Raw genomic sequence first — 21,618 nt, forward strand, 5'->3', positions numbered from 1 at the left:
AGTTATTTCCGGACTGATTACCGTGATTCACTAATCAACGAATCGCACTTTCTCTATGAATAACCGACAGATTAGTAGAGGTGGCATCTCTGCGGTGCAATATTTGACCGCCATTGACTAAAGCGATCGCTAAGTCTATTCTCTAGACCTGATAAAACTTTATTTATGAATTATAACTGTACAGACGGGCTATGAAGCTCTTAACTCCTTCTTTTAATTATGATATACAAACTCCCTCAACAAAAGCTGTTGAGATGGATTGCATTGTTCCTAGTTGGAACATTTCTGCAATTTTTGTTTTACATCCCGACACCAGTCTTATCGCAAAATTCCAATAGCTGTAGCAATATTACAATCCCGCTTACATCTGAAGAACAAACTTATGCGCGTGCGGCTTGGCAGTATTTTGTCAAAAATTATCAGCCAGCAACGGGATTTACCAATTCTACTGGGGGTTATCCTTCAGGTACACTCTGGGATATGGGTAACTACCTGATGGCATTGAATGCTGCCCGATGGTTGAATCTTACCGATCAAACAGACTTTGATTCCCGCCTCAATAAGTTTTTGACAACTCTCAACAGTCTGAAGTTATTTGAAGATGCTTTACCTAATAAAGTCTATAATGCAGCCACCGCACAGATGGTTGATTATGGCAACAATCCACTAGAGCGAGGTATTGGTTGGTCTGCTTTGGATGTTGGGCGAATACTGGCTGCGTTTGATGTCATCCGTACCTGTCATCCTCAATATAATGACTGGCTCAAAGGAATTATAGCGAAGTGGCAGGTGGCGCGATCGCTCAAAGATGGACAACTTTTTGGCGCTACTGTTCTTTCTGACAACAAAACCTTACTAGTACAAGAAGGACGACTCGGCTACGAAGAATACGGCGCTAGAGGTTATCAACTTTGGGGTTTCTCAGCACCTAAAGCTATTGCTTTAGAACCGTTTAAGTTAGTTGAAATTAACGGTGTGCAAATTCCTGTTGATAGCCGTGACTTTCAAAGCACCAACGCTAATAATTACGTTGTGAGTGAGTCTTATATTCTTGATGGGATTGAATTTGGCTTGCAAGGTGAATTAGCTGATTTTGCTGCTAGGGTTTTAGATGTGCAAAAACGGCGTTTTGATACCACAGGTCAGTTAACTGCGGTAACAGAAGATAATATCGACCAAGCACCTTATTTTCTCTACAACACCGTTTACGCCAACGGTACAAATTGGGCAACTATTACCGATGCCAATCAACCTTACCCACAGTTTCGCAGCCTCAGTACAAAAGCTGCTTTTGGCTGGCGCTATCTGTTTCCAGATAATGCTTATGCCCAAAAAGTTTTTGATGCAGTCAAGGATCTCCGCAGTCCTGATGATAGTGGTTACTATGCTGGGATCTATGAAGAATCAAAACAACCCAATAAAGCTTTGACTGGTAATACTAATGGGTTAATCTTGGAGATTTTATACTACAAAGCTAGGGGAAATCACCCTTTAATTGCTTCCACTTCTGCGAGTGTGTCTACTAGCAAGCCTAGTGAAAATGCTTCTCCAACAATCCCTGCAAATCAAGCGAATCCTAATGTTACAACTCCGATCGCAATCCCTGCAAATCAAGCGAATCCTAATGTTATAACTCCGATCGCAACTTCTAAACCTACAGAAGTCGCTGTTGCACCTATTCCACCAGTAGATAGTCCCCAGCCATCATCTAACCTGAAACTAAATCGATCGCTAACACCTATTGAACGGCGTTATGCAGAAGCGGCTTGGCGATACTTTCAAGCGAATTATCACTCCAAGAGTGGGCTAATAGACGATCGCAGTGATTTCAAAGGTGCAACCCTCTGGGGATTAGGAGATTATCTCGCAGCACTCCATGCGGCGCGATCGCTCGATACAATTACCCCCAAAGAATTTGACCAGCGCACCCGCCATCTCTTGGGAGCTTTAACAAAGTTACCATTATTTGCTGGGGAATTGCCGAGTCGGAGTTATGATACGCGATCGCTCCAACCAATCGATTATGGTGGCAATCCAGTTCCCGAAGGAAACGGTTGGTCAGCTTTAGATTTAGGTAGAATGCTGGCAGCGCTTTACAACTTAAAAAGCTGTCATCCAGAATACACGGCTGCGGTAGATAAAATTGTCCTGGATTGGTCATACTTGCGTGTGGTGCGCGAAGGTATTCTCTCTAGTGCCACCGTTACCAAAGAACAAGATGGGCGATATCTCACCCGCGTTAACCCCGAAACCCGCTTGGGTTATGAGGAATATGCCGCTCGTGCTTTTCAATTATGGGGGTTTAATCTTGAGCGTTCTGCTGTTGGGGGTGAATATCAAACTGCCTCAGTCGAGGGATTGAAAGTCCCAATTCAACGCCATCGCACAGATACTAATTCTAAAAACCAATACACAGTTAGCAATCCTTTTGTACTCTATGCATTGGAGTTTGGATTAGATCCAAAAATGCGATCGCTCTTTGAACCAATTTTTCAAGCACAAGCTGAACGTTACCGTCGCACCGGCACCCTCACAGCCTCAGCCACCACTTTAATCGATCGTAAGCCTTACAATGTCCACAGTACAATTACTGGAGAAGGGAAGTCTTGGGTAGCTTTAGGAGATGATGGCCAACCAGTACCAAAGGGGCGATTGGTAAGTACAGCAGTAGCTTTTGCCTATAATGCCCTGCTTCCAGACAATAAGTATAGTCAACAGTTACAGGAAGGAACGACTGACTTATATAATCCACTAATTGGATTTTATGAGGGCTTCTACGAAACCACCGGCAAAACAGCAGTTGGTTTCACCAGCAGCACCAACAGTATGATTTTGCAATCCTTGCTATACAATGTGACAAATCGACAACCCTTAATTCGTCCGATTACCACTATGAAATCTCTTTGGTGGCAGACAGTTACCAAGGGGAATTCTGGGCGAGGCCTACCAAACAGCGCCATACAACAAATCAAGTTAACTTCTGATAGCTCTGGAAGTTACTGGGTTTCAGATGGTGAAAATACTCACCTAGTAACTGGCACAAAATAACATAACCGAAACTCTGATTTTCAGATAGGGGCAATTCATGAATTGCCCATACAGTGTCTAGTTTTGTACAAGTACTAGTACCGCAAGGCGGAATTAAAAATTAAAAATTAAAAATTAAAAATGAATACAGCATAAAGGTTTCGTTGATTTGGAATGATTGGTTTATTTCCGCCGTGTTGTACTAGTAATACCAAAATCCTTGTAGAGACGTAGCATTGATACGTCTCTACATCTAGATTTGTAGCTCAATTTAGCAAGGCCAAAGGTTGATTGAGAAAAAATTGTTAGTCACAAATTTAACTAGGGAATACTTATTTTGATGGGAATGCAGATAAATTAACTATCGGGACTAAGATGACTTCAGTTTCTCTGACAAACTTTTCTGGTAACAGCCGCTCATTACTCAAAAAAAGAACGCTGTTATTTCGTTATTTAGCGGAAATCAATTTAATTTTTGGTATCTGGTATTTGCAATGGCGCGTCATCCATTCGATCAATTTTGATGCCCTCTGGATTTCTATTCCTTTACTGATAGCAGAGATTTACAGCTATTTCGGTGGCGTAATGTTTGTAATTGGGTTGTGGCGACCTTTGGTTAGACAAATTAAGTCTCTCGACCAGATGACCCCACCCATACCCAGAGCCGACTGGCCAACAGTGGATGTGTTTATAACCTGCTATAATGAGCCGCCGGAAATTGTCGAAGAAACTGCCAAAGCTGCTCTGGCAATGGATTATCCGCCAATCAAGTTACGCGTTTATGTGCTGGATGATGGTAACTCGGCTGATATGCGAACGATGACAGAAAGATTGTGCATTGAAGATTTGCAGTCAGCACAATTACAGCTAGAAGCGGAACGGATTGATGCAGAACATTCTGGTTTGTTGGAGCGCTTGAAGCAACTGGAAAGTCTGACATCTAATACTCAAGCTGCCGAACAATGGCTGCAAACATCAGAATCAGTGATGAACCAGCCTGCGGCTGGATTTGTACAAAATTTGCGATCGCTGATTCTTTGGCTGCCTCCAGTACATCATACTATTAGCAATTATCCTGCCAAGACGCTGCGCGATCGCCTAATTATCGAACGGAAAACTTTAGAAGAAGCTATTTATAATAAAGAACTACAACTAGTTGAACTCGCTCGTTTTCGCTACATTGCTCGTCCTAAGACGCCTGGCATAGCACATCATGCTAAAGCCGGCAACATCAATTACGCAATTTTTTCTGGAGAAACGGCAGGCAATTTTATTGTTACTCTAGATGCTGACCACATTCCCAAGCGAAATTTTCTCAAGCGCGTTCTGCCTTATTTCTACACCTATAATCTTTCAACAGGAAAATACGACCAGAATCAAATTGCTTTTGTGCAGACCCGCCAGGATTTTTACAATATTCCTCCAGGCGATCCTTTTGGACATCGAGCAAATTTATTTTATGGCCCACTTCAACAAGGTAAAGATGGCATGAATGCTGCGTTCTATACAGGCACAAATGCGATCCTCAGACGTGAGGCATTAGTTAGTGTAGGACTGCAAAATTTTGCTGATGAATTTGCCAAAGATGAAAAACGTTTAGATGAATTTGATTTAGTTGGTGGGGTATCCAGTAATAGCATTACGGAAGATATGAATACAGCTATGCGTCTGCATAGTGCTGGCTGGAAATCTATTTATCACAATGAACTTTTGGCAGAAGGTTTAGCGCCAGACGATCTAAGTTCTACTCTTAAACAGCGGCTACGCTGGGCACAAGGAACTATCCAAGTGCTACTGAGGGAAAATCCACTGACAAAATCAGGGCTAACATTTTGGCAAAGATTGCAATATTTCAAGACGATGTATAGTTATTTCTCTGGTTTTGCAACTCTGGTTTTTATTGGTTGTCCAATTATCTATTTTTTTACGGACATTGTTCCAGTCAAAAGCTACGGACCTGACTTTGCGGTACACTTTTTCCCAGCTTTTATTATTAACCGCCTCACTTTCCTTACAGCTACTTGGGGCATTCCAGCGAAAGAAGTTTGGCGTTATGAACAATATGCGATCGCTTTATTCCCTTTATTAATCCAGGCTGTATGGAGTGTGTTTACAGGACAAAAAATCAATTTTCAAGTAACACCTAAGCAACGCCAATCTGGAATTTATCTCCGGCTTGTTTGGCCGCAGTTGCTTGTTTTTACCCTTACCATCTTAGGGATATTATGGAGCCTTTACCAATTCGCCACTGGTCATTTAAATAATCCTGATGTTCACCTGCTTAATAGTGCATGGGCTATTTATAATTTATTACTTTTGTGGGCAATCATCCGCGCATCTGTTTGGCAGCCTCCAAAAGAAGTTTAGAGGAAAAAGTCGCAGCGATAGATTGTTATGAATCAGAGTTAAATAAAGTATTTATGCAACTCGATAGCGTACTTATTCTGTCTGGTTTTTGGTCACGAGAATTAGGTCAAAAAGGTGGCTATTTTGAAACTAGCTTTTTAAAATTATCGGCAATGGGTTGATGCTAGCTTTTTTATATTGCAAATCATAGTAATCAGACAGTATTAAAACAAAGCTAATTCTAGAGTTTATCTATTGCAGTTTGTATTAATTAAATGCCAAAATATAACTACACAATAGAGAAATAAAACCATGAACTTGAGCGTAAAAGTACTAGAAATATCTGGAATCTTAGATGGTATTAGAGGTAACGAGCTACGTCGTGAAGTTAGCGGTATGCTAGCAAATGGAGCCGATATTTTGTTAATCGACATGAAAGATGTGAAGTTTATTGATAGCTCTGGTCTAGGTGCTTTAGTATCAGCGATGCAAATGGTACGAACTGCTAATGCTAAACTGTTTGTTTGTTCGATAAGCGATCAAGTCAGGATGTTATTTGAACTGACTAAAATGGATAGAATTTTCCAAACCTTTGCTGACAAAGATGAATTTCATCGCCAAATATTGGCAACGCAATAAGCTATTATGCAATCTCAATTTAAGTATGCATAATTGAGATTGTATTAATTAAAAGTTGAAAATTAAGGAGAATAATAATTTTTAATGAGAGCTTACTCCTACGGAGAAGCAAGCTAGGCAGAGCGTCTCGTAGAGAAGCGAATTGACTATTCTAACCAAAGTTAACTTTTACTAAAGATAAGTCATCATCAAGATGATCTTGAGTATTTAAGGTGAGAATTTTCGCTAATAGTTGATTGATGTTACAGGTATTCTGACTATATTTGGTTAATAAGTCAATGAAAGCGTCGATCCCCCAAATTTTACCATCTGACTGATTAATTTCATAAACACCATCACTAAAGATGTATAAAGTGCTGTTTTCTTCGACTTCAAAAATAGCATCCTCAAATTGCACTTCAGGCAGAAAGCCAATTGGTAAATCTAAAGAATTTAGCTGTTTAAGTTCGATGTTGTTCGTGGAGGGATTAGATAACAGTATAGCTGGTGGATGTCCAGCATTGGCATAAATCAGTTGACGTTTAAGGCGGTGATAAACTCCATACCAGATTGTAAAGTATTTATCACCATGTTTGCTCATTTGGAAAGCATGATTGAGCGCTCTGAGGACTTCGCTTGGTTGACAAAAATTAGTGTTTGGTAGAGATTGCGATCGCAAAACATTTAACACTGAAACTGATAAGAGGGCTGAACCTACTCCATGACCTGATACATCTAACAAATAAATTACCAAACGATCCTCGTCAATCCAATAATGGTCGAAGGAATCACCGCCTAGCTGTGCTGAGGGAATAAACAGATTTTCTGTAGTTACTGCTCCTACAAGTGGTAAGGGTAAAAGCGATCGCACATAAGCTGCTGCTTCGGACAATTCTGCTTCTAAAATTTGCTTTTGGGTTTGCAAATCTTGATTGAGTGTCTCCAAAGCTTGCTTTTGACTTTGTAAATCCTGATTTAGCTGGTGTAACCTTAGTCCTGCTCTTACGCGTGCTTTCAATTCATTCATTTCTATTGGTTTAGAGATAAACTCATCAGCTCCAGCGTCAAGTCCTCTAACTCTATCTTCCTCCTCTCCTCGAGCTGCTCCCCTAGCTGTCAATAGAATAAAAAAAGTAGTGGCTAACTCTGGATTTGTTCTAATTCGACGACACACTTCTAGCCCATCTACTTGTGACATCATCCAGTCACAGATGATCAAAGCCGGATGTAGCAGTTGTGCTTGTCTAATTCCTTCTTCACCATTGCTGGCTACAGTAGTCTCATAACCCTGTCTTTGGAGCGTACTTTTCAGGACAGCTCGTACTGTCGGATCGTCATCAATAACCAGAATTTTAAACATAAATTACAATTTATTAAGTAAAATGTTCGCTAAATAGTTGCTTTAATTTAAGTTATATGCAATTTAATTTTTAATGTATAGTAAAAATACTCAAATTGAATAAACTAATTAACGAATATGATGAATAAAAAACATTGTCTTAGTTAAGAAGTGAATCAGAAAATTTATCTCAAAGTCAATACAGACCTGACAGCTTCTCCTCAAGTTTTGTCTTGGTTCGAGCAAATGAATCAACCACCTATTCCCAATCAAGAAATTTGGTGGCAATGTCAAACACTTTTGATAGAAGGCTTTACTAACATTGTTGAACATGCCCATAAAAATTTGCCTATTGAAACTCCTATTGAGATAGAAGCTGTGCGGTTAGATAAATACATAGAAATCCGTATCTGCTCTCGAGGACAGCCCTTTGACTTAGAGCAAAAATTACGGCAAACATCTGAATTTGAGGGTAACGTTCAAGAGCGCGGACGTGGTTTAAAAATTCTATCCGCCATTGCCGACAAGTTAAGCTATGAGCCGACAGCAGATAATCGTTACTGTTTATTTATTAGTAAATCTTATTAAATATACCTATGAAAAGAGTGGGGAGTTAGGAGTTAGGAGTTATCATTAAAAACTCTTGGATGCGTTTAATAGAGTCTTCTAACTCTAAGATTAAATTATTAGCACCTCGACGCTCTTGTTTGTAAGCTAATTGTTCTAGTTTTTCTGCTGCCAGATGCATGGTTGTAATTCCCATATTGGCACTAGCACCTTTAATTTGATGACCTTGGAGCGTTATTTGCTCAAAATCATGAGCTGTGATCGCTATTTTAATTAACTCTAGACGAGGTTGAATATCCTCAACAAATATTTGCAGTAGTTCCAATTCAAATTCTGGGTTATTTTCTGAGAGTTGGTGTAAGCGTTTCCAATCAATTGGGAGGTTAACTGAACCTACATCTGTTGTACAAACTGTTTCCTCCAAGGCAGCTGCTTCTTTTGCCTCGAATATCACATTTCCCCAACGCTCTAGCGTCGCTGCCAAATCTTCTTTTATTACTGGCTTGCTCAAATAGTCATCCATTCCAGCATCTAGACACATTTGTTGGTCTTCTTTCATGGCATTAGCTGTCATTGCAATTACTACAGGACGATAACCACTAGCAAAATAGCTTTCTTGCCAACGATGAATTTCTTTAGTGGTTTCTAAACCATCGAGAACTGGCATTTGGCAATCCATCAAAATTAAATCGTAGGGAATTTTTTCTAATAGCTGCAAAACTTCTTGCCCATTACCAGCGACATCAGCACTATAACCCAGGCTTTGGAGTTGCTTCAAAGCAACTTTCTGATTTACCAAATTATCTTCGGCTAAGAGAATTCTTAATTTATGGGATTTAGGAGAATAATAGTTGCGGTTGTTTTCAGGATTTTTTAGTTTTAAATCCGGAATTTTGACCTCTGACTCCTCTTCTGGGTGCGTTCCTAAAATAGTCATGATGGTATCGAGGAGTCGCGACGGCTTAACAGGTTTGACTAAATAAGCTGTAAATCCTATTTTTAGCGATCGCTGAATTTCATCGCGTTGATTAGTAGAAGTAAGCATAATCAAAGGTAGCCCAGCGATCGCTGAATTTGCTTTAATTTGTTCTCCTAAAATCATGCCATCTACTTCTGGCATGTGCATATCAATTACAGCAACGTCATAGAATTTTTTTTGTTTGGCAGCCTCCTGAATAGCTTTGAGGGCAGTAGTAGCCGAAGCAGCCTGATCCACCAGCATTCCCCAATGTGTAGCTTGATGGTAAATGATTTTGCGATTAGTAGCATTATCATCCACTACTAACAAGCGCCGATTCAGCAAAAGTTCGCGTTCGCCTTCTAAGGAAATAGAGTCAAGTTGTTTGGGGAGAGTTACTTCAAACCAAAACTTAGATCCTTTGCCCAACCGACTTTCTACACCCATTTCTCCTCCCATCAAGCTTACCAGTTGCTTGCAGATGGCTAATCCCAAACCTGTGCCGCCATATTTACGGGTGGTGGAAGCATCTACTTGAGTAAATGGCTTAAAGAGTTTGGATTGATCTTCTGGAGTAATGCCAAGACCGGTATCTGCGATCGCAAAATAGATGGTGGCTGTAGTCAGGGAAAGCGATCGCAATTCTGCTCGTAATACTACTTCTCCATTGCTGGTGAACTTAATCGCATTGCTAATCAGGTTCATGAGAATTTGTCGCAAGCGGCCAGCATCACCTTGGAGCTGGGTGGGAACGTTGCTGTAGATTAATCCTGCAATTTCTAATCCCTTATGATGAGCTGAGGGAGCTAATAATTCCAATACTTCTTCTACACAGGTAGATAAATCAAAATCTAGAGTTTCTAGTGCCATTTCCCCAGCCTCTAGTTTGGAAAGATCCAAAATTTCGTTGATCAGGCTTAAGAGAGCATCGCCACTAATGCGAATTGTTTCCATAAAATCCCGCTGCTCGGAGTTTAGGGGAGTTTCTAACATTAAGCTTGTCATCCCCAACACAGCATTCATGGGAGTCCGAATTTCATGGCTCATGTTGGCCAAAAAAGCACTTTTGGTTTGAGAAGCTAATTCAGCTTGCTGTCGAGCAATTTCGAGTTCTCGTCGCTGTTGAGTTTCTGCATCTAACATTTGGGCTTGAGCTAAGGCAATACCTACTTGGTCAGCTATTTGCCGTAAAAGATGAGTTTCAAAGCTAGACCATTGGCGGGAAGTGCCGCACTGATGGACAATCAGTAAACCGCAGAGTTCTTCTTTAACAAGAATGGGTATGACTAAATTACACTGGACTCCAAATTGTTGCAGTAATTCAAGATGGTTTTTTTGGACTTCAGCTATATCCAAATCAGCAAGGCCTAGATTCGGTTTTTGACGGTACTGTTGTAGATAGTACTGCTGGATGTATTCGGCTTGAAAGTAAGCATCGACTAGCTCTTTATCTTTAATTGCCAACCAGCCAGAAATTACTGCCTCAACCACGGTAGCTCTAGAGCCATCTGCCAAAGGCTGATAAATCAAAACTCGGTCGCTATGGAGAATTTTTTGTACCTCGGTGACAGTGATTTGGAGAATTTCTTTGATTTGCAAAGACTGACGAATTTTGAGGGTGATTTCAGTAAATAGTTGCGATCTCAAGTTTTGGCGTTGGAGTTGTTCTTCTGCCTGCTTACGCTCAATAAACTGTCCTACTTGCTCACCAATCGAATTCATGACTTTTGCCAAATCTGGGTCAGCTTGCTGGATTTCATGGCTCAAGCAGGTAATCACACCGATAATTTTTTTACTACTACGGATCGGAAAACCGAAAGCTCCGTGCAGTTCTGCTTCGGCAGCGACTTGAGAGCGGATAAAACTCCGATCTTTAACAACATCAGCGATCCAAACAGGTTCAAGACTAGCCCAGACACGGCCAGGCAGACCAATTCCTGGTGTAAACTTAATCTGCCGACTCAGGATGTCAAACTCTTGCATCTCGAAGGAGATTTTATACCATGAATTCAGCAAATACAGTACATTTGCTCGCCCATCTAGCATCCAAAATTCACTTAAATCCCATCCCAAAGTTTCGCAGATTCCTTGGAGGATTTGGGGCATGGCTTCATTGATTGTAGTTGACTCTGCTAAGATGCGGGTTGTAACATACTCTGCTTTCAGATGCTGTTCAGTTTGTTGGCGTAAGCGAAGTTCCTCGAAGACATCGCTGATGTCGATACCTGTGGCAACAATGTATTCAACGTAGCCCTCATGGTTTTGTAAGATAGTGTTAGTCCAGACAATCAGTCGCCGACTGCCATCCTTAGTTAGCCAATGGTTTTCGTATTCTTTAGGTGCTTCACCAGATCGCAACTGCTCAAAAACTGCTTTAACCGGCTCCATCTCTTCAGGAAGTAGAAACAGGTTCCAGAAATACCTTCCTTTCACCTCATCAAATGAGTAACCAGTAGTTTTTTCACAAGCTTGATTGAAGCGAACTATTTGCCCTTTAGGATCAAGAACTATTACCAAAGCGCTGGTTGTATCAAGGACTGCTGAAATAAAATTGCGTTCTTGATTCAGTGTTTCCTCTGTTAATTTACGTTCTTTTGCCTCACGATAAATCAAGTAGTAGACTATAGCCAGAACCAGGAAACTTAGGCAAACAGCGATCGCATGTATCAAAAGAGTATTGCGGGCACTATTGTTTGTGATTTTTAACTGCTGCTGAAGTTTTTCTGTCTCTTTTTTTTCCATCTCATGAATGATATTGCGGATATCACTCATTAAGTTATTTCCCCGATCTGTATTTATTACCAATAATGCAGCATCTAATCCTAAATTCTGGCGCAAGTCGATAGTCTTTTTTAGTTCGTTCAGTTTTACTGTAATCAGGCGTTGAAGGGTATTGAGTTGACTCACTTGCTTAGAATCATCTGCTATTAATTTTTTTAACTCCTTAATTTCAGGAATAAGTTTGGTAATTGCTGTCTGATATGGTTTGAGATACGCATCCTGTTTAGTGAGTATATAACCGCGTTGTCCCGTTTCTGCATCCTTGATGTTAGACAGCAGTTCTTGCAAATTGTTGATTGTCAGTTGGGTCTTGTTCAACTTTTTACTAGTATTAATCAACACTTCTGTACTCTTATACGAGATCGTGCCAATCAGGACTAAAATTGCTGACGCCAAGCCAAACCCGACGGCAACCTTTTTTAAAAATTGTTTGCGTATCTTCTGCACCTGTTTGCGTGTATCACTCGCCAATACTAAACTTGCTAAAGTGCGCCGCATTTCTAGTTGCTTAATTACCTGGCGACCTAGAATTCGTAATGCTTCAAATTGTTCTGGAGAGAGGTTTCTTGGTACATGGTCAATGACACAAAGTGTTCCTAACGTATATCCTTCAGGGTTAGTCAGCGGCACACCAGCATAAAACCGAACATTCGGGCCAGAGGTGACTAGCGGATTTGTTGCAAACCTTTCGTCTTCTGTGGCATCAGGCACAACAAAAACTTCAGGTTGCAGAATCGCATGGGCGCAGAATGCCATATCTCGGGGTGTTTCTAGGGCATCCAAACCAACTTTTGACTTGAACCACTGACGATTAGTATCAATTAAGCTGATTAAAGCAATGGGAGTTCCACAAATGGATGAGGCTAAACGGGTCAGGTCGTCAAAGGCAGCTTCCGAAGGGGTATCGAGTATTTTATACTGCAAAAGAGATTCGATTCGCTGTTTTTCGTTATCAGGTAATGATGCTTTCATTCTTCAGTCTTATACCATTTTAGATTTTAAAAAATAGAATTCAGAATTCAGAATTCAGAATTCAGGAGTCAGAATTTAGAAGACAATTGATAGTCAAAGTTTATAATTTGAAGAAAATCAAAAAATCAAAAATATATAGCACGCTTAATTCTATATTCATTTTGAATTCTGCTCCCTGCCTGCTAAAACTTGACCCGCAACTGTCCTGTGAAGGAATTACCACCGTAGGCACTTCCGCCGGTTTCTTGATTGCGGACATTACTAAAGCTATAGCCCAAATCTGCTTCTATACTGGGCGACAGTTTTACCGTACAGCGCGTTTGATAGGTATTGGCGTTGTCAAATTCTCCTTTAAGTCGCTGTCGTCCTAAGTTGGCAGCGAGGCGGCAGCGTAAGAATTGAGCAATATCTCCCTCCCAAGCTACCTCACCGTTGTAAACTAGAAAATCTGGTGGAGAAAAATAACCGCTTGTACGTTCTAAATCGCGATCGTAACTCCAAGTGAATAAGTTAGCTGCCAAAGAAAATTGTCCGAACTTGCGCTCTAACCTACTAAAAGACTGCACCTCGGAATTACCATCATTGTAACTACCCAAACGCAATGACGAAAATAAGCTGGTATTACGGTCAATCTGCCAGTATAAATCAGGCCCAAATCGCCAAGTAGTAATTTGATTGTCTAAAGTTCGAGCATTGGATTTATAAGGCCCTTGTTCTAAATTACCTGATATTATTACTGCCGATAGCAATCGACCTGATGACGAAACTCGCGGCGGCGAAATGGGAGCATCCACCTTAACATTGAAATTGATAGCTATAGGTAAACGATTGAACACATCGACTCCGGCTGCTGTTTTTAGAGTCACTTGTCCAATTTTTCCTTGCCATCCAACTTGCAAGGGAAAATTGGTAATTGATTCAACACCGCGTTGCTCAAAGAAGTTAAAACCTGTCTTGAAAAATATTTTATTGCCATTTCTCAATCGAAACTGAACTGTTGGTTCTAGGAAAAAATTAGTTTGGCCAAAGTTGTCTGTCTCATAGTGATAGTCTGTATGAATACTTTCCAAAACTGCATCCGGCGTTTTTTCTTCGGTGGCAGTTGTTGGTGGACTAGAATTCTGCGGTGGTTTGGGTAGCGATGGTGGGCTAGAATTCTGCTGCGGTGGTTCGGTTAGCGATGGCGGTAATCGCAAATCAGGATTGAAGTTTTCGGGTGCCGCCAGCAAAATAGGTGTTGATTTTAATCGATAGGGGAGTGGTTTTGAGTATTCCTCTGCTGACTCAGGATTTACTATGGTGACTTGCTCGGTCAATCCTAAAGGTGATTTCCAGGTCTGATGTGCTTGGGCTGCTTGTAATTTAGCTTCTGATAATATCCAAATACCTACGCTACAGATTACTCCCAATTGAATCTGTAGGCATCCCAAAAGAAATACAGTGTACAAACTATATGGAGAAACAAATAGATAGGGTCTAAAACTATATACCATAGGTTGATACTATATTTGAAATGAAAAACTTGCCACCAAATAGTTTTCTGGCTGCTAGCTGATGTATTCGGACTGGGATTATGATGCCCATAATCGATGCTTGTTAAGACATAGGAAAGGTAAAAGGCGTAAAGGCGTTAATTTGGTGGGATATAGAAGTTCCCAGGTGCATGAAGTACATATTAAAACCTCACCCCCAACCCCTCTTTTTATCAAGGGGTTGGGAGTGAGGTTAAGCTGTAGCTGATTCTGATTAGGAAACGCTATATTCGAGCCGATAGTTAGTGTGATTTTGACGAACTGCCAACAGTGATTTTTGAGTCTGCTGTTCCCATTTCAGAGTTTTCAGCATTGTCAATTTCAAGACTTCGGAGCAATTCTCGAATTACATCTGTTGCTGGTCTTCCTGTGAGAGTACAGTATTGTTCAAGTTTCTTCATTTCCTCGGTTGTGAGATTTACTGTCAGTCGTTTAACAGCCCATTTTTTCTTCATAATTTTTTTGGATCTTGAATATGTTGCTTTTTCTCGAAATCACCACGTTATTACGATTGTTCCCGTAGTGCATAGCCTACACCACGGACTGTATGAATCAAACGTCTTTCATTATTTTCTTCTAACTTAAGTCGCAAATAACGAATATATACTTCAATAATATTAGAATCACCCATGAAATCGTAACCCCAAACTTTCTCTAAAATTTGATCTCTAGTAAATAGTTGACGGGGATGTGAAAGGAGATATTCTAATAAGTCAAATTCTTTTGCTGTTAACTGAATGCTTCGTTTTTCCCGAAATACTTCATGAGTGCGCCGATTTAAGCTTAAATCTTCAAATTGCAACAAATCCTCGTCTGTTTCTTGCGTGCGCCGGAGATGAGCGCGAATTCTAGCTAATAGTTCCTCAATGCTGAATGGCTTAACTACATAATCATCGGCTCCTGCATCTAATCCGGCGACGCGATCGCTCACTTCATCTTTTGCTGTTAACAAAATCACTGGTACTGTACTGCCTGTTGTTCGCAAACGTCGACAAATTTCCAAACCTGTCAACCCTGGAAGCATCCAATCCAGAATTGCTAAATCTGGTGATGAGTCTCGCGCCAGAGTCAAGCCCGCGATGCCATCATGGGCAACACTTACTCGGTATCCTTCGCTATTAAGTTCTAATTCGACAAATCGTGCCAGTTTGACTTCATCTTCCACCAAAAGGATATGTGCTGTCATATTTTTGCTCCTAAAGCAGGTAATGTGAGAATAAAAGTGCTACCATAACCTGGCTTTGAAAAGATGGCAATTTTGCCTCTCAGACCTTCGGTTAGGTGTTTCACAATCGATAAACCCAAATCTGCTTTGCCAGTTAAACGAGGGCTGCCTTTATTTTCACAGGAAACGGGGTGACTTCCAAATAGATTACCCGATGCTTAAATTTCTGGCATTGCTGATTAGATGTATGAATATTGGTGTATAAATGTTGCATTGCCAAATATCTATAAAGGTTTTGAAATTACGCAAAATCATTTTCATCCTGGAATTCAGCAACACCAAATTTCTCTGTCATCTGTACTATGTCTGCAATCAAATCAAGAAACTGGGGATCTGAGTCTTGCAATTTTTACAAATCAGATAGAATTACTATATGTAGGTAAACTGATTGTAAACATACTCCCTTCTCCTAACTTTGATTCCACACTTACACTACCCCCCATACCTTCTACAAGCGTCTTAACAATCGATAAACCCAAACCACAACCTCCTGTAGTATGAGAGCGAGATTCATCTACACGATAAAATCTCTCAAATATCCTTGCTTGCTGTTGTAAAAGAATGCCATAACCTTTGTCGCAAACTTGAATAATAGCCCGATCTTGAAGCTGATTTAACTTAAAAAGTATGGGTGTGTTAGCATCAGAATACTTAATGGCGTTATCAATTAAATTTAATAACACTTGTTTAAAGCGACTATAATCTGTTTTTATCTCAATTGGATATATTTCTGACTCGATTGTAATTGTGCGATCGCTATATTTTTTTGCCATCATGACAACTTCTTCAACCAATTCATTCAGCACATAAGATTTCATTTGAAAGTATAAGTAACCGCTATCTGCACGGGCTAAATCAAGTAAATCTTGTAGCAGACGGATAGTGCGTTCAGCTTCTGATGCCGCAGTTTCTAAAGCTTCTTGCTGAGTTTGGGTTAAATTATTCTGCCTTCGTAAGACGCTTTGCAAATAACCATGTACAATTGTTAAAGGCGTGCGTAATTCATGAGAAACATTACTCACAAATTCTCGCTCTTGCTCCCATGATTGGGAAAGGCGTGATAACAGCATAGTTAAAGTTTGAGCTAATTCTTTAACTTCACTGGGTGCATTATCAAGATATAGCTTCGCTTGTCCTAAATCTTCAGCAGAAATCACAGAAGCCATTTGATTTAGCTGGCGCAGAGGTTGCAAAGAGCGCTTAATATAAAATGCGATCGCAACAGTTAAAACAATAACTGCCAAAACACTAGTAATACCTAAACTCTGCACCATTACCACAAACATTCTCTGTTCGCGGGTAATATCCTTGACTACAAATAACTCACCCAGTAACTTACCCTGCACTTGCACAGTACTACCACATAAAACAAAATAGCTTTGGTTCACTTTGTAAACTTGTGGTTTAATCGGCATTTTAGTCAGGGTCACTAACTCAGCTACCGTAGTATCAGATAATAAATCTAAAGTGGTAGATTTTGCTAAAATTTTATTATCGGGGCTTTTTAGCCATAATAATGTATTGGTATTTGCCAAATTATTAATAGCCTTTTGTAACCCAGTTTCAGGTTGCATCATTTCACTATAAATTTGCACATCTTGCGGCAAGCGCTTGGCAATTTCTTCTATATTATATTTATGACTATCAACTAAAATTTGCTGCATTTTCCAACTAGTCCATGTAGCAAGGCTACCTAATACCAAAGCTGAAAATGATGCAATACCAACTGTGAGGCGTGACTGTAAGGAAAAGGGGTCTATATTTATCCAAAATTTTATGATTTGCTTCACTATTTCGGTTGCGTTTTCGGTGTTTAATAAAGTTTCAAAAATAAAATCAGACTGCTAAATATAAAATTACTGTTAACCGCGACATCTTTAGTTATAGCTGATTTTAACTTACCTCTTTTGTATACATATATTCAAAAGTGCAGCTATTCCAAAAAGATTGCTAAATATTTTTATTTTATCGCCCTCTCAAAATCCGCTAACTCTTGTCTAATAATAGTCTAAATGTATTTACTAGTAATTAAATGAATTTTTGCTGAGAATTCCCTTAAAAATTTTAATCCTCGAAATTGATTCCGAGGCGGGTTGGTAACAACAAACCTTTTTGATGAAGGCGAGAGAGAATCAGATTTGGATGTTGTTATGTTAAAGCGATCGCGTTTTTATCCTTCTCTATTTCTGGTTCTTGATCCTGTGCTTCATATTCACCAAATTGCTGGATTAATTTGGCAACTAAACCTGTCCAGCCAGTTTGATGACTAGCGCCAATTCCGGCTCAGTTATCACCATGAAAATACTCATAGAATAAAATCAAATTTTGCCAGTGTGGATCGTTTTGAAACTTTTGCATTCCACCATAAACAGGACGTTTCCCAGAATCCTTTTGTCAGAAAATTCTGGTTAAGACGAGAGCGACATTATTAATGAACCACAAAAAGCGAAGGCTAACGGTAACGTCAACCTATTGATTGATAATCTCTAGATATGGCCGCGGTTGGTGAAAACCCTGGAGTGAAGCATCGATGATGAGGCAAACTTCGATATGCATACCATCAGGATCGGAAAATGATAAGTTAAGTACTGGACCAAGGTCAGCGATCGCGCCATCACTCACACCTCGATCTATCAGTTTGCGGCGGATAATCTGGAATGCTGATTCTGTTGGGGCATTCAAAGCTAAGTGGTCGATGTGTCCCCGTCTAAACATATCCGGCAATCCAGAACTATGAATATTATTAGGCATTTCTGCTGCGTGAAGCACGCTCTGCGATCCAGCTAGCAGAAGTGCGTGACGAAAAGCTGGGGTCGTCTCTTGGAAGATTACTGGCATCTCGAATACATCAGTATAGAAGTCGATAAAGCGGTCAATATCTGCTGTCACCACTGCAACATGGTGGATACCTGATACAAGGCTCATGGTGTTACTCCAGTTAGATTGTGCAATTTATTTTCTATGAATAGGGAGCGATAACTTCTTTACGAGATGCCTTAGTGAAACGCTCGCGATCGTGCCGTTGGTCAAAATCAATAATAGGCCCCTTCGGCACAATTCGATTTGGATTAATATCAGTCATGCTTATGTAATAACCGCGCTTGGTATAGTCTAGATTGCAGGTTGCTTTGAACTCAGGACGCTGATAGAGGTCTAGTAAATAATTCCAGAGATTGGGATAATCGATAATTCGCCGCAAATTGCATTTAAAGTGACCGTAATACACTGAGTCGAAGCGATACAGAGTTACAAACATACAAATATCGGCTTCGGTGAGTTGATTGCCACATAAATACCGCTGCTTGCTCAGAATGGTTTCCCATCGATCTAAACTCTCGAAAAGTTCTGTTACCGCATCTTCGTAGGCTGCTTGCGAAGTCGCAAAACCAGCGCGATATACACCAACATTGATTGGCAGATACATTGCATCAATCGTTTCATCAATCTGCTGCTGTAGGTCGCGTGGGTATAAGTCTATTTTTTGTGTTGCCAATTCCCCAAACTCTACATCAAACATCCGCATGATTTCGCGAGATTCGTTATTGATGATTGTTTGAGTTTGCTGATCCCACAACACCGGAACAGTAACTCGTCCTGTGTATTTGGGATTAGCTTTCAGATAAATCTCTTGCAAATATTGAGTGTGATTTACCCAGTCAGGAATAGCTCCCGGTGCTTCAGAAAACATCCATCCCTTGTCGCTCATAATCGGATCGATGATAGAGACTGAGATTACATCATTCAAACCTTTGATTTCTCGCATAATTAAAGTGCGATGCGCCCACGGACACGCCAAGGAAACGTAGAGGTGATAGCGTCCTGCTTCTGCCTTAAACCCACTAGAACCATCGGCGGTGACGCGATCGCGAAACGTTGTCGGCGTTTCCTTGAACTTACCACTGGGATCTGATTTATTCCCATTGGTTGTCCATTTGCCTTCGATCATCATTCCTGACGCCATAATTTCCTCCTAACACTAAGGCGTGTCTATAAACTTTTGAGGATTACTTCAGCATTACGTCTTTCCTTTTCTGAAGGATGTTAATTTCTTAAAAATTCTTGACAAAATCGACTTTGCAGATAGACCACGGTTCGGCGTATCAACTCGTTGTCGCCAACCAAGCACGCAAAACCTCTGCCACCGTCCACGCTTGGGCAATGCATCCCCGTGGAGTCATCGGGGCATCACCATCAAAAATTTCGCTGAGATTACCAACACCGTGCGCGTTGAGGTGATTAGCCATTGGTTCCAAAAATTGACGAGCCTGTTCGGGATTTTTGTAGACGCGCAGGTGTGCTAAGACGAACGGCCCCAACAACCAACCCCAAACGGTTCCCTGGTGGTAGGCTCCATCCCGTTGATACTGATTGCCACCGTATTTACCCTGGTACTGAGGATGATCGGGGGCTAGCGATCGCAATCCATAAGAAGTTAGCAGCGTTCGCCCGCAAGCTTCCACCACACCCCTTTGCTGGGTAGGTGTCAGCGGACTTTCTGGTAATGACACAGCAAATATTTGATTAGGACGCAACGCTGAATCATCACCATCAGGACTGTCTAAAACGTCATAACAATAACCTGTCTCTTCATTCCAGAAGCGAGAAAATCTATACTTTGCCCGCTCTGCCATTGCCTCATATTCTTGGTGTGGTTTACCAAGGTGACGGGCAAACTTGGCCATTGTCCGTAAAGCATTATACCAGAGGGCATTAACTTCAATCGGTTTGCCAATTCGGGGCGTAACTACCCAATCGTCAACTTTGGCATCCATCCAGGTAAGTTGTACACCAGCAACGCCTGCATAAAGTAAGCCATCGGCGGCATCGAGATGGATGTTGTAGCGTGTACCGCGACAGTGCCAATCAATGATGTCTGCAAGTATGGGAAAGAGTTCACCAAGCAAAGTATCATCGTCTGTAGCGCTGTAGTAGGCGCGGACTGCTTCAAAGTACCAAAGAGTGGCATCGACTGTATTATATTCTGGTTGCTCACCCGCATCGGGAAAGCGATTAGGCAGCATTCCTTGGTCTACGTATCTGGCAAAGGTGCGAAGAATTGAGCGTGCTAGCTCTGGGCGACCAGTGGAAATTGTCAAACCAGGTAGACTAATCATCGTGTCGCGTCCCCAGTCGCTAAACCAGTGATAACCAGCGATGATGGTTTTCCCGTAGGGGTCTTCTGGCAATGAGCGATCGACAAGAAACTGGTCAGCAGCTAGTACTAGATGGTTGATCCAGCTAGGTGATTCCTTAGTCTTGAGGGGTCGATTAGTTTTCCAAAATCCTATTAATTTCTGCTCTTGAGCGCGGCGTAACTTCAGGGCCGCTTCACCATTGATATTTGATTGTTTTTCTGTGCTGGCTACAAAGGCGATCGCTTCCCCAGGATTCAGTGTAACTTCAAAAGTGGCGGCGTGGAGGTGGTCTTCTTTATCTCTCAATCCCCGATAGCGTTCAACTGCTAAGTCAAAGCCATGATACCAATCGTGGACAACAGATACACTAACACGTGAAACGCTGCGATCGCCTTTAGGTGAATCACTCACTAGATACAGTGGTACAGCACCCGGATAAGCAGTTACACAAATCCCCTGTTCCACCTCCTCTACAGACATCTGCCAACCATTGCTTTGAGTGTCGCTGTGATAATCGCGGTAGTTGACCATTGCTTTGAACGTCAACTTTAGCGGTTGAGTGGCACGACGCAAAGTATATTGGATATAAGTTGTGTTAGCGCCTTGTTGCATCCACACCCGTTTTTCTAATAAGGCATCGGCAACAGCAAAAGACCATACAGGAATTGTACCTTCTAGAGAAAAACGTTCAATATGTTGATAACCATGCGGACTGACAATACCATCTGCCCAACGATTAGTGTCTAGAGAATAAGAGCGAGCCTCCTGTTGAGGAGCTGCGCTAACGCCATACAATACAGTTTCATCTAGTTTTGTCAGCATTAAGGTACGACCCAAAGGCGGTTTCAATGCTGCTACCAGTAGTCCGTGATAGCGGCGAGTCAATAAACCAGCCACAGTCCCAGAGGCGTAACCACCAATACCGTTAGTAACTAACCACTCCCGCGATTCTGCAACGTCAAGATTGCCGCAGATTTCCCGCCCAAATTCTATACACATAAGTCACGCCACTTTGCTCTAAATTCAAAATTAACGATCGCCATCATGCTTTTCTCTCCGCGTTCTCTGTACCTCTGCGGTTTGAAAGTAATTTATTGAACTACAGAGGCGCAGAGAAC

At 41.1% G+C, this 21,618-nt stretch carries 13 protein-coding genes and 2 pseudogenes; 4 read left to right on the forward strand and 11 right to left on the reverse strand.

Annotated elements, in window-relative coordinates; translation table 11 throughout:
* The first annotated feature begins 219 nt into the window (after window positions 1-219).
* From HWQ43_RS20815 to HWQ43_RS20825, 3 genes are all read left to right on the forward strand, one after another.
* A complete protein-coding gene (locus HWQ43_RS20815; RefSeq protein WP_292737599.1) occupies window positions 220-3,048 on the forward strand; it encodes a DUF3131 domain-containing protein in 2,829 nt (942 codons plus the stop codon).
* Window positions 3,049-3,402: 354 nt separating this feature from the next.
* Window positions 3,403-5,394, forward strand: coding sequence for a glycosyltransferase (locus HWQ43_RS20820; protein WP_292737601.1), 1,992 nt, complete (start codon window positions 3,403-3,405; stop codon window positions 5,392-5,394).
* Between the two features lie 291 nt (window positions 5,395-5,685).
* Window positions 5,686-6,012, forward strand: coding sequence for an STAS domain-containing protein (locus tag HWQ43_RS20825; RefSeq protein ID WP_292737603.1), 327 nt, complete (start codon window positions 5,686-5,688; stop codon window positions 6,010-6,012).
* Window positions 6,013-6,163: 151 nt separating this feature from the next.
* Here HWQ43_RS20825 and HWQ43_RS20830 read toward each other — a convergent pair whose 3' ends face one another.
* The gene (locus HWQ43_RS20830; RefSeq protein ID WP_292737605.1) at window positions 6,164-7,351 is read right to left on the reverse strand and encodes a SpoIIE family protein phosphatase; all 1,188 of its coding nucleotides are present in this window, start codon (window positions 7,349-7,351) and stop codon (window positions 6,164-6,166) included.
* A 150-nt stretch (window positions 7,352-7,501) separates the two neighbouring features.
* Here HWQ43_RS20830 and HWQ43_RS20835 point away from each other — a divergent pair, with 150 nt between their 5' ends.
* Window positions 7,502-7,918: an anti-sigma regulatory factor gene (locus HWQ43_RS20835; RefSeq protein ID WP_292737606.1), complete on the forward strand. Its 417-nt coding sequence runs from the start codon at window positions 7,502-7,504 to the stop codon at window positions 7,916-7,918.
* A gap of 25 nt (window positions 7,919-7,943) precedes the next feature.
* Here HWQ43_RS20835 and HWQ43_RS20840 read toward each other — a convergent pair whose 3' ends face one another.
* From HWQ43_RS20840 to HWQ43_RS20885, 10 genes and pseudogenes are all read right to left on the reverse strand, one after another.
* On the reverse strand, window positions 7,944-12,608 hold the full coding sequence (locus HWQ43_RS20840) for a response regulator (RefSeq protein WP_292737608.1): 4,665 nt from the start codon (window positions 12,606-12,608) through the stop codon (window positions 7,944-7,946).
* 182 nt (window positions 12,609-12,790) lie between these two features.
* The gene (locus tag HWQ43_RS20845) at window positions 12,791-14,101 is read right to left on the reverse strand and encodes a hypothetical protein (RefSeq protein WP_292737610.1); all 1,311 of its coding nucleotides are present in this window, start codon (window positions 14,099-14,101) and stop codon (window positions 12,791-12,793) included.
* Window positions 14,102-14,382: 281 nt separating this feature from the next.
* The gene (locus tag HWQ43_RS20850) at window positions 14,383-14,595 is read right to left on the reverse strand and encodes a CopG family transcriptional regulator (RefSeq protein ID WP_292737612.1); all 213 of its coding nucleotides are present in this window, start codon (window positions 14,593-14,595) and stop codon (window positions 14,383-14,385) included.
* Between the two features lie 50 nt (window positions 14,596-14,645).
* On the reverse strand, window positions 14,646-15,326 hold the full coding sequence (locus HWQ43_RS20855; protein WP_292737614.1) for a response regulator transcription factor: 681 nt from the start codon (window positions 15,324-15,326) through the stop codon (window positions 14,646-14,648).
* A pseudogene (locus HWQ43_RS20860) lies at window positions 15,323-15,451 on the reverse strand (sensor histidine kinase); the annotation flags it as partial. The gene HWQ43_RS20855 and the pseudogene HWQ43_RS20860, both read right to left, overlap by 4 nt.
* Window positions 15,452-15,721: 270 nt before the next feature.
* A complete protein-coding gene (locus HWQ43_RS20865; RefSeq protein WP_292737617.1) occupies window positions 15,722-17,155 on the reverse strand; it encodes a HAMP domain-containing sensor histidine kinase in 1,434 nt (477 codons plus the stop codon).
* 358 nt (window positions 17,156-17,513) lie between these two features.
* Window positions 17,514-17,768, reverse strand: a pseudogene (locus tag HWQ43_RS20870) (hypothetical protein); the annotation flags it as partial.
* A gap of 66 nt (window positions 17,769-17,834) precedes the next feature.
* The gene (locus tag HWQ43_RS20875) at window positions 17,835-18,290 is read right to left on the reverse strand and encodes a VOC family protein (RefSeq protein WP_292737619.1); all 456 of its coding nucleotides are present in this window, start codon (window positions 18,288-18,290) and stop codon (window positions 17,835-17,837) included.
* A 34-nt stretch (window positions 18,291-18,324) separates the two neighbouring features.
* Window positions 18,325-19,326: a glutathione S-transferase family protein gene (locus HWQ43_RS20880; RefSeq protein ID WP_292737620.1), complete on the reverse strand. Its 1,002-nt coding sequence runs from the start codon at window positions 19,324-19,326 to the stop codon at window positions 18,325-18,327.
* A gap of 139 nt (window positions 19,327-19,465) precedes the next feature.
* Window positions 19,466-21,499 carry an amylo-alpha-1,6-glucosidase gene (locus HWQ43_RS20885; RefSeq protein ID WP_292737622.1) on the reverse strand — a complete coding sequence of 678 codons (2,034 nt, stop codon included), beginning with the start codon at window positions 21,497-21,499 and terminating at the stop codon, window positions 19,466-19,468.
* Window positions 21,500-21,618 lie beyond the last annotated feature (119 nt).

It is taken from the genome of Nostoc sp. JL31 (assembly GCF_017114965.1).
Classification (GTDB): Bacteria; Cyanobacteriota; Cyanobacteriia; order Cyanobacteriales; family Nostocaceae; genus Nostoc; species Nostoc punctiforme_A.

Excerpts from the sequence above, each read along its gene's own strand:
- HWQ43_RS20820 (WP_292737601.1), top strand. The coding sequence starts at position 3,403 with ATGACTTCAGTTTCTCTGACAAACTTTTCTGGTAACAGCCGCTCATTA.
- HWQ43_RS20840 (WP_292737608.1), bottom strand. The coding sequence starts at position 12,608 with ATGAAAGCATCATTACCTGATAACGAAAAACAGCGAATCGAATCTCTT.
- HWQ43_RS20880 (WP_292737620.1), bottom strand. The coding sequence starts at position 19,326 with ATGGCGTCAGGAATGATGATCGAAGGCAAATGGACAACCAATGGGAAT.
- HWQ43_RS20885 (WP_292737622.1), bottom strand. The coding sequence starts at position 21,499 with ATGTGTATAGAATTTGGGCGGGAAATCTGCGGCAATCTTGACGTTGCA.
- HWQ43_RS20815 (WP_292737599.1), top strand. The coding sequence starts at position 220 with ATGATATACAAACTCCCTCAACAAAAGCTGTTGAGATGGATTGCATTG.
- HWQ43_RS20855 (WP_292737614.1), bottom strand. The coding sequence starts at position 15,326 with ATGACAGCACATATCCTTTTGGTGGAAGATGAAGTCAAACTGGCACGA.
- HWQ43_RS20830 (WP_292737605.1), bottom strand. The coding sequence starts at position 7,351 with ATGTTTAAAATTCTGGTTATTGATGACGATCCGACAGTACGAGCTGTC.
- HWQ43_RS20850 (WP_292737612.1), bottom strand. The coding sequence starts at position 14,595 with ATGAAGAAAAAATGGGCTGTTAAACGACTGACAGTAAATCTCACAACC.
- HWQ43_RS20845 (WP_292737610.1), bottom strand. The coding sequence starts at position 14,101 with ATGGTATATAGTTTTAGACCCTATCTATTTGTTTCTCCATATAGTTTG.
- HWQ43_RS20875 (WP_292737619.1), bottom strand. The coding sequence starts at position 18,290 with ATGAGCCTTGTATCAGGTATCCACCATGTTGCAGTGGTGACAGCAGAT.
- HWQ43_RS20825 (WP_292737603.1), top strand. The coding sequence starts at position 5,686 with ATGAACTTGAGCGTAAAAGTACTAGAAATATCTGGAATCTTAGATGGT.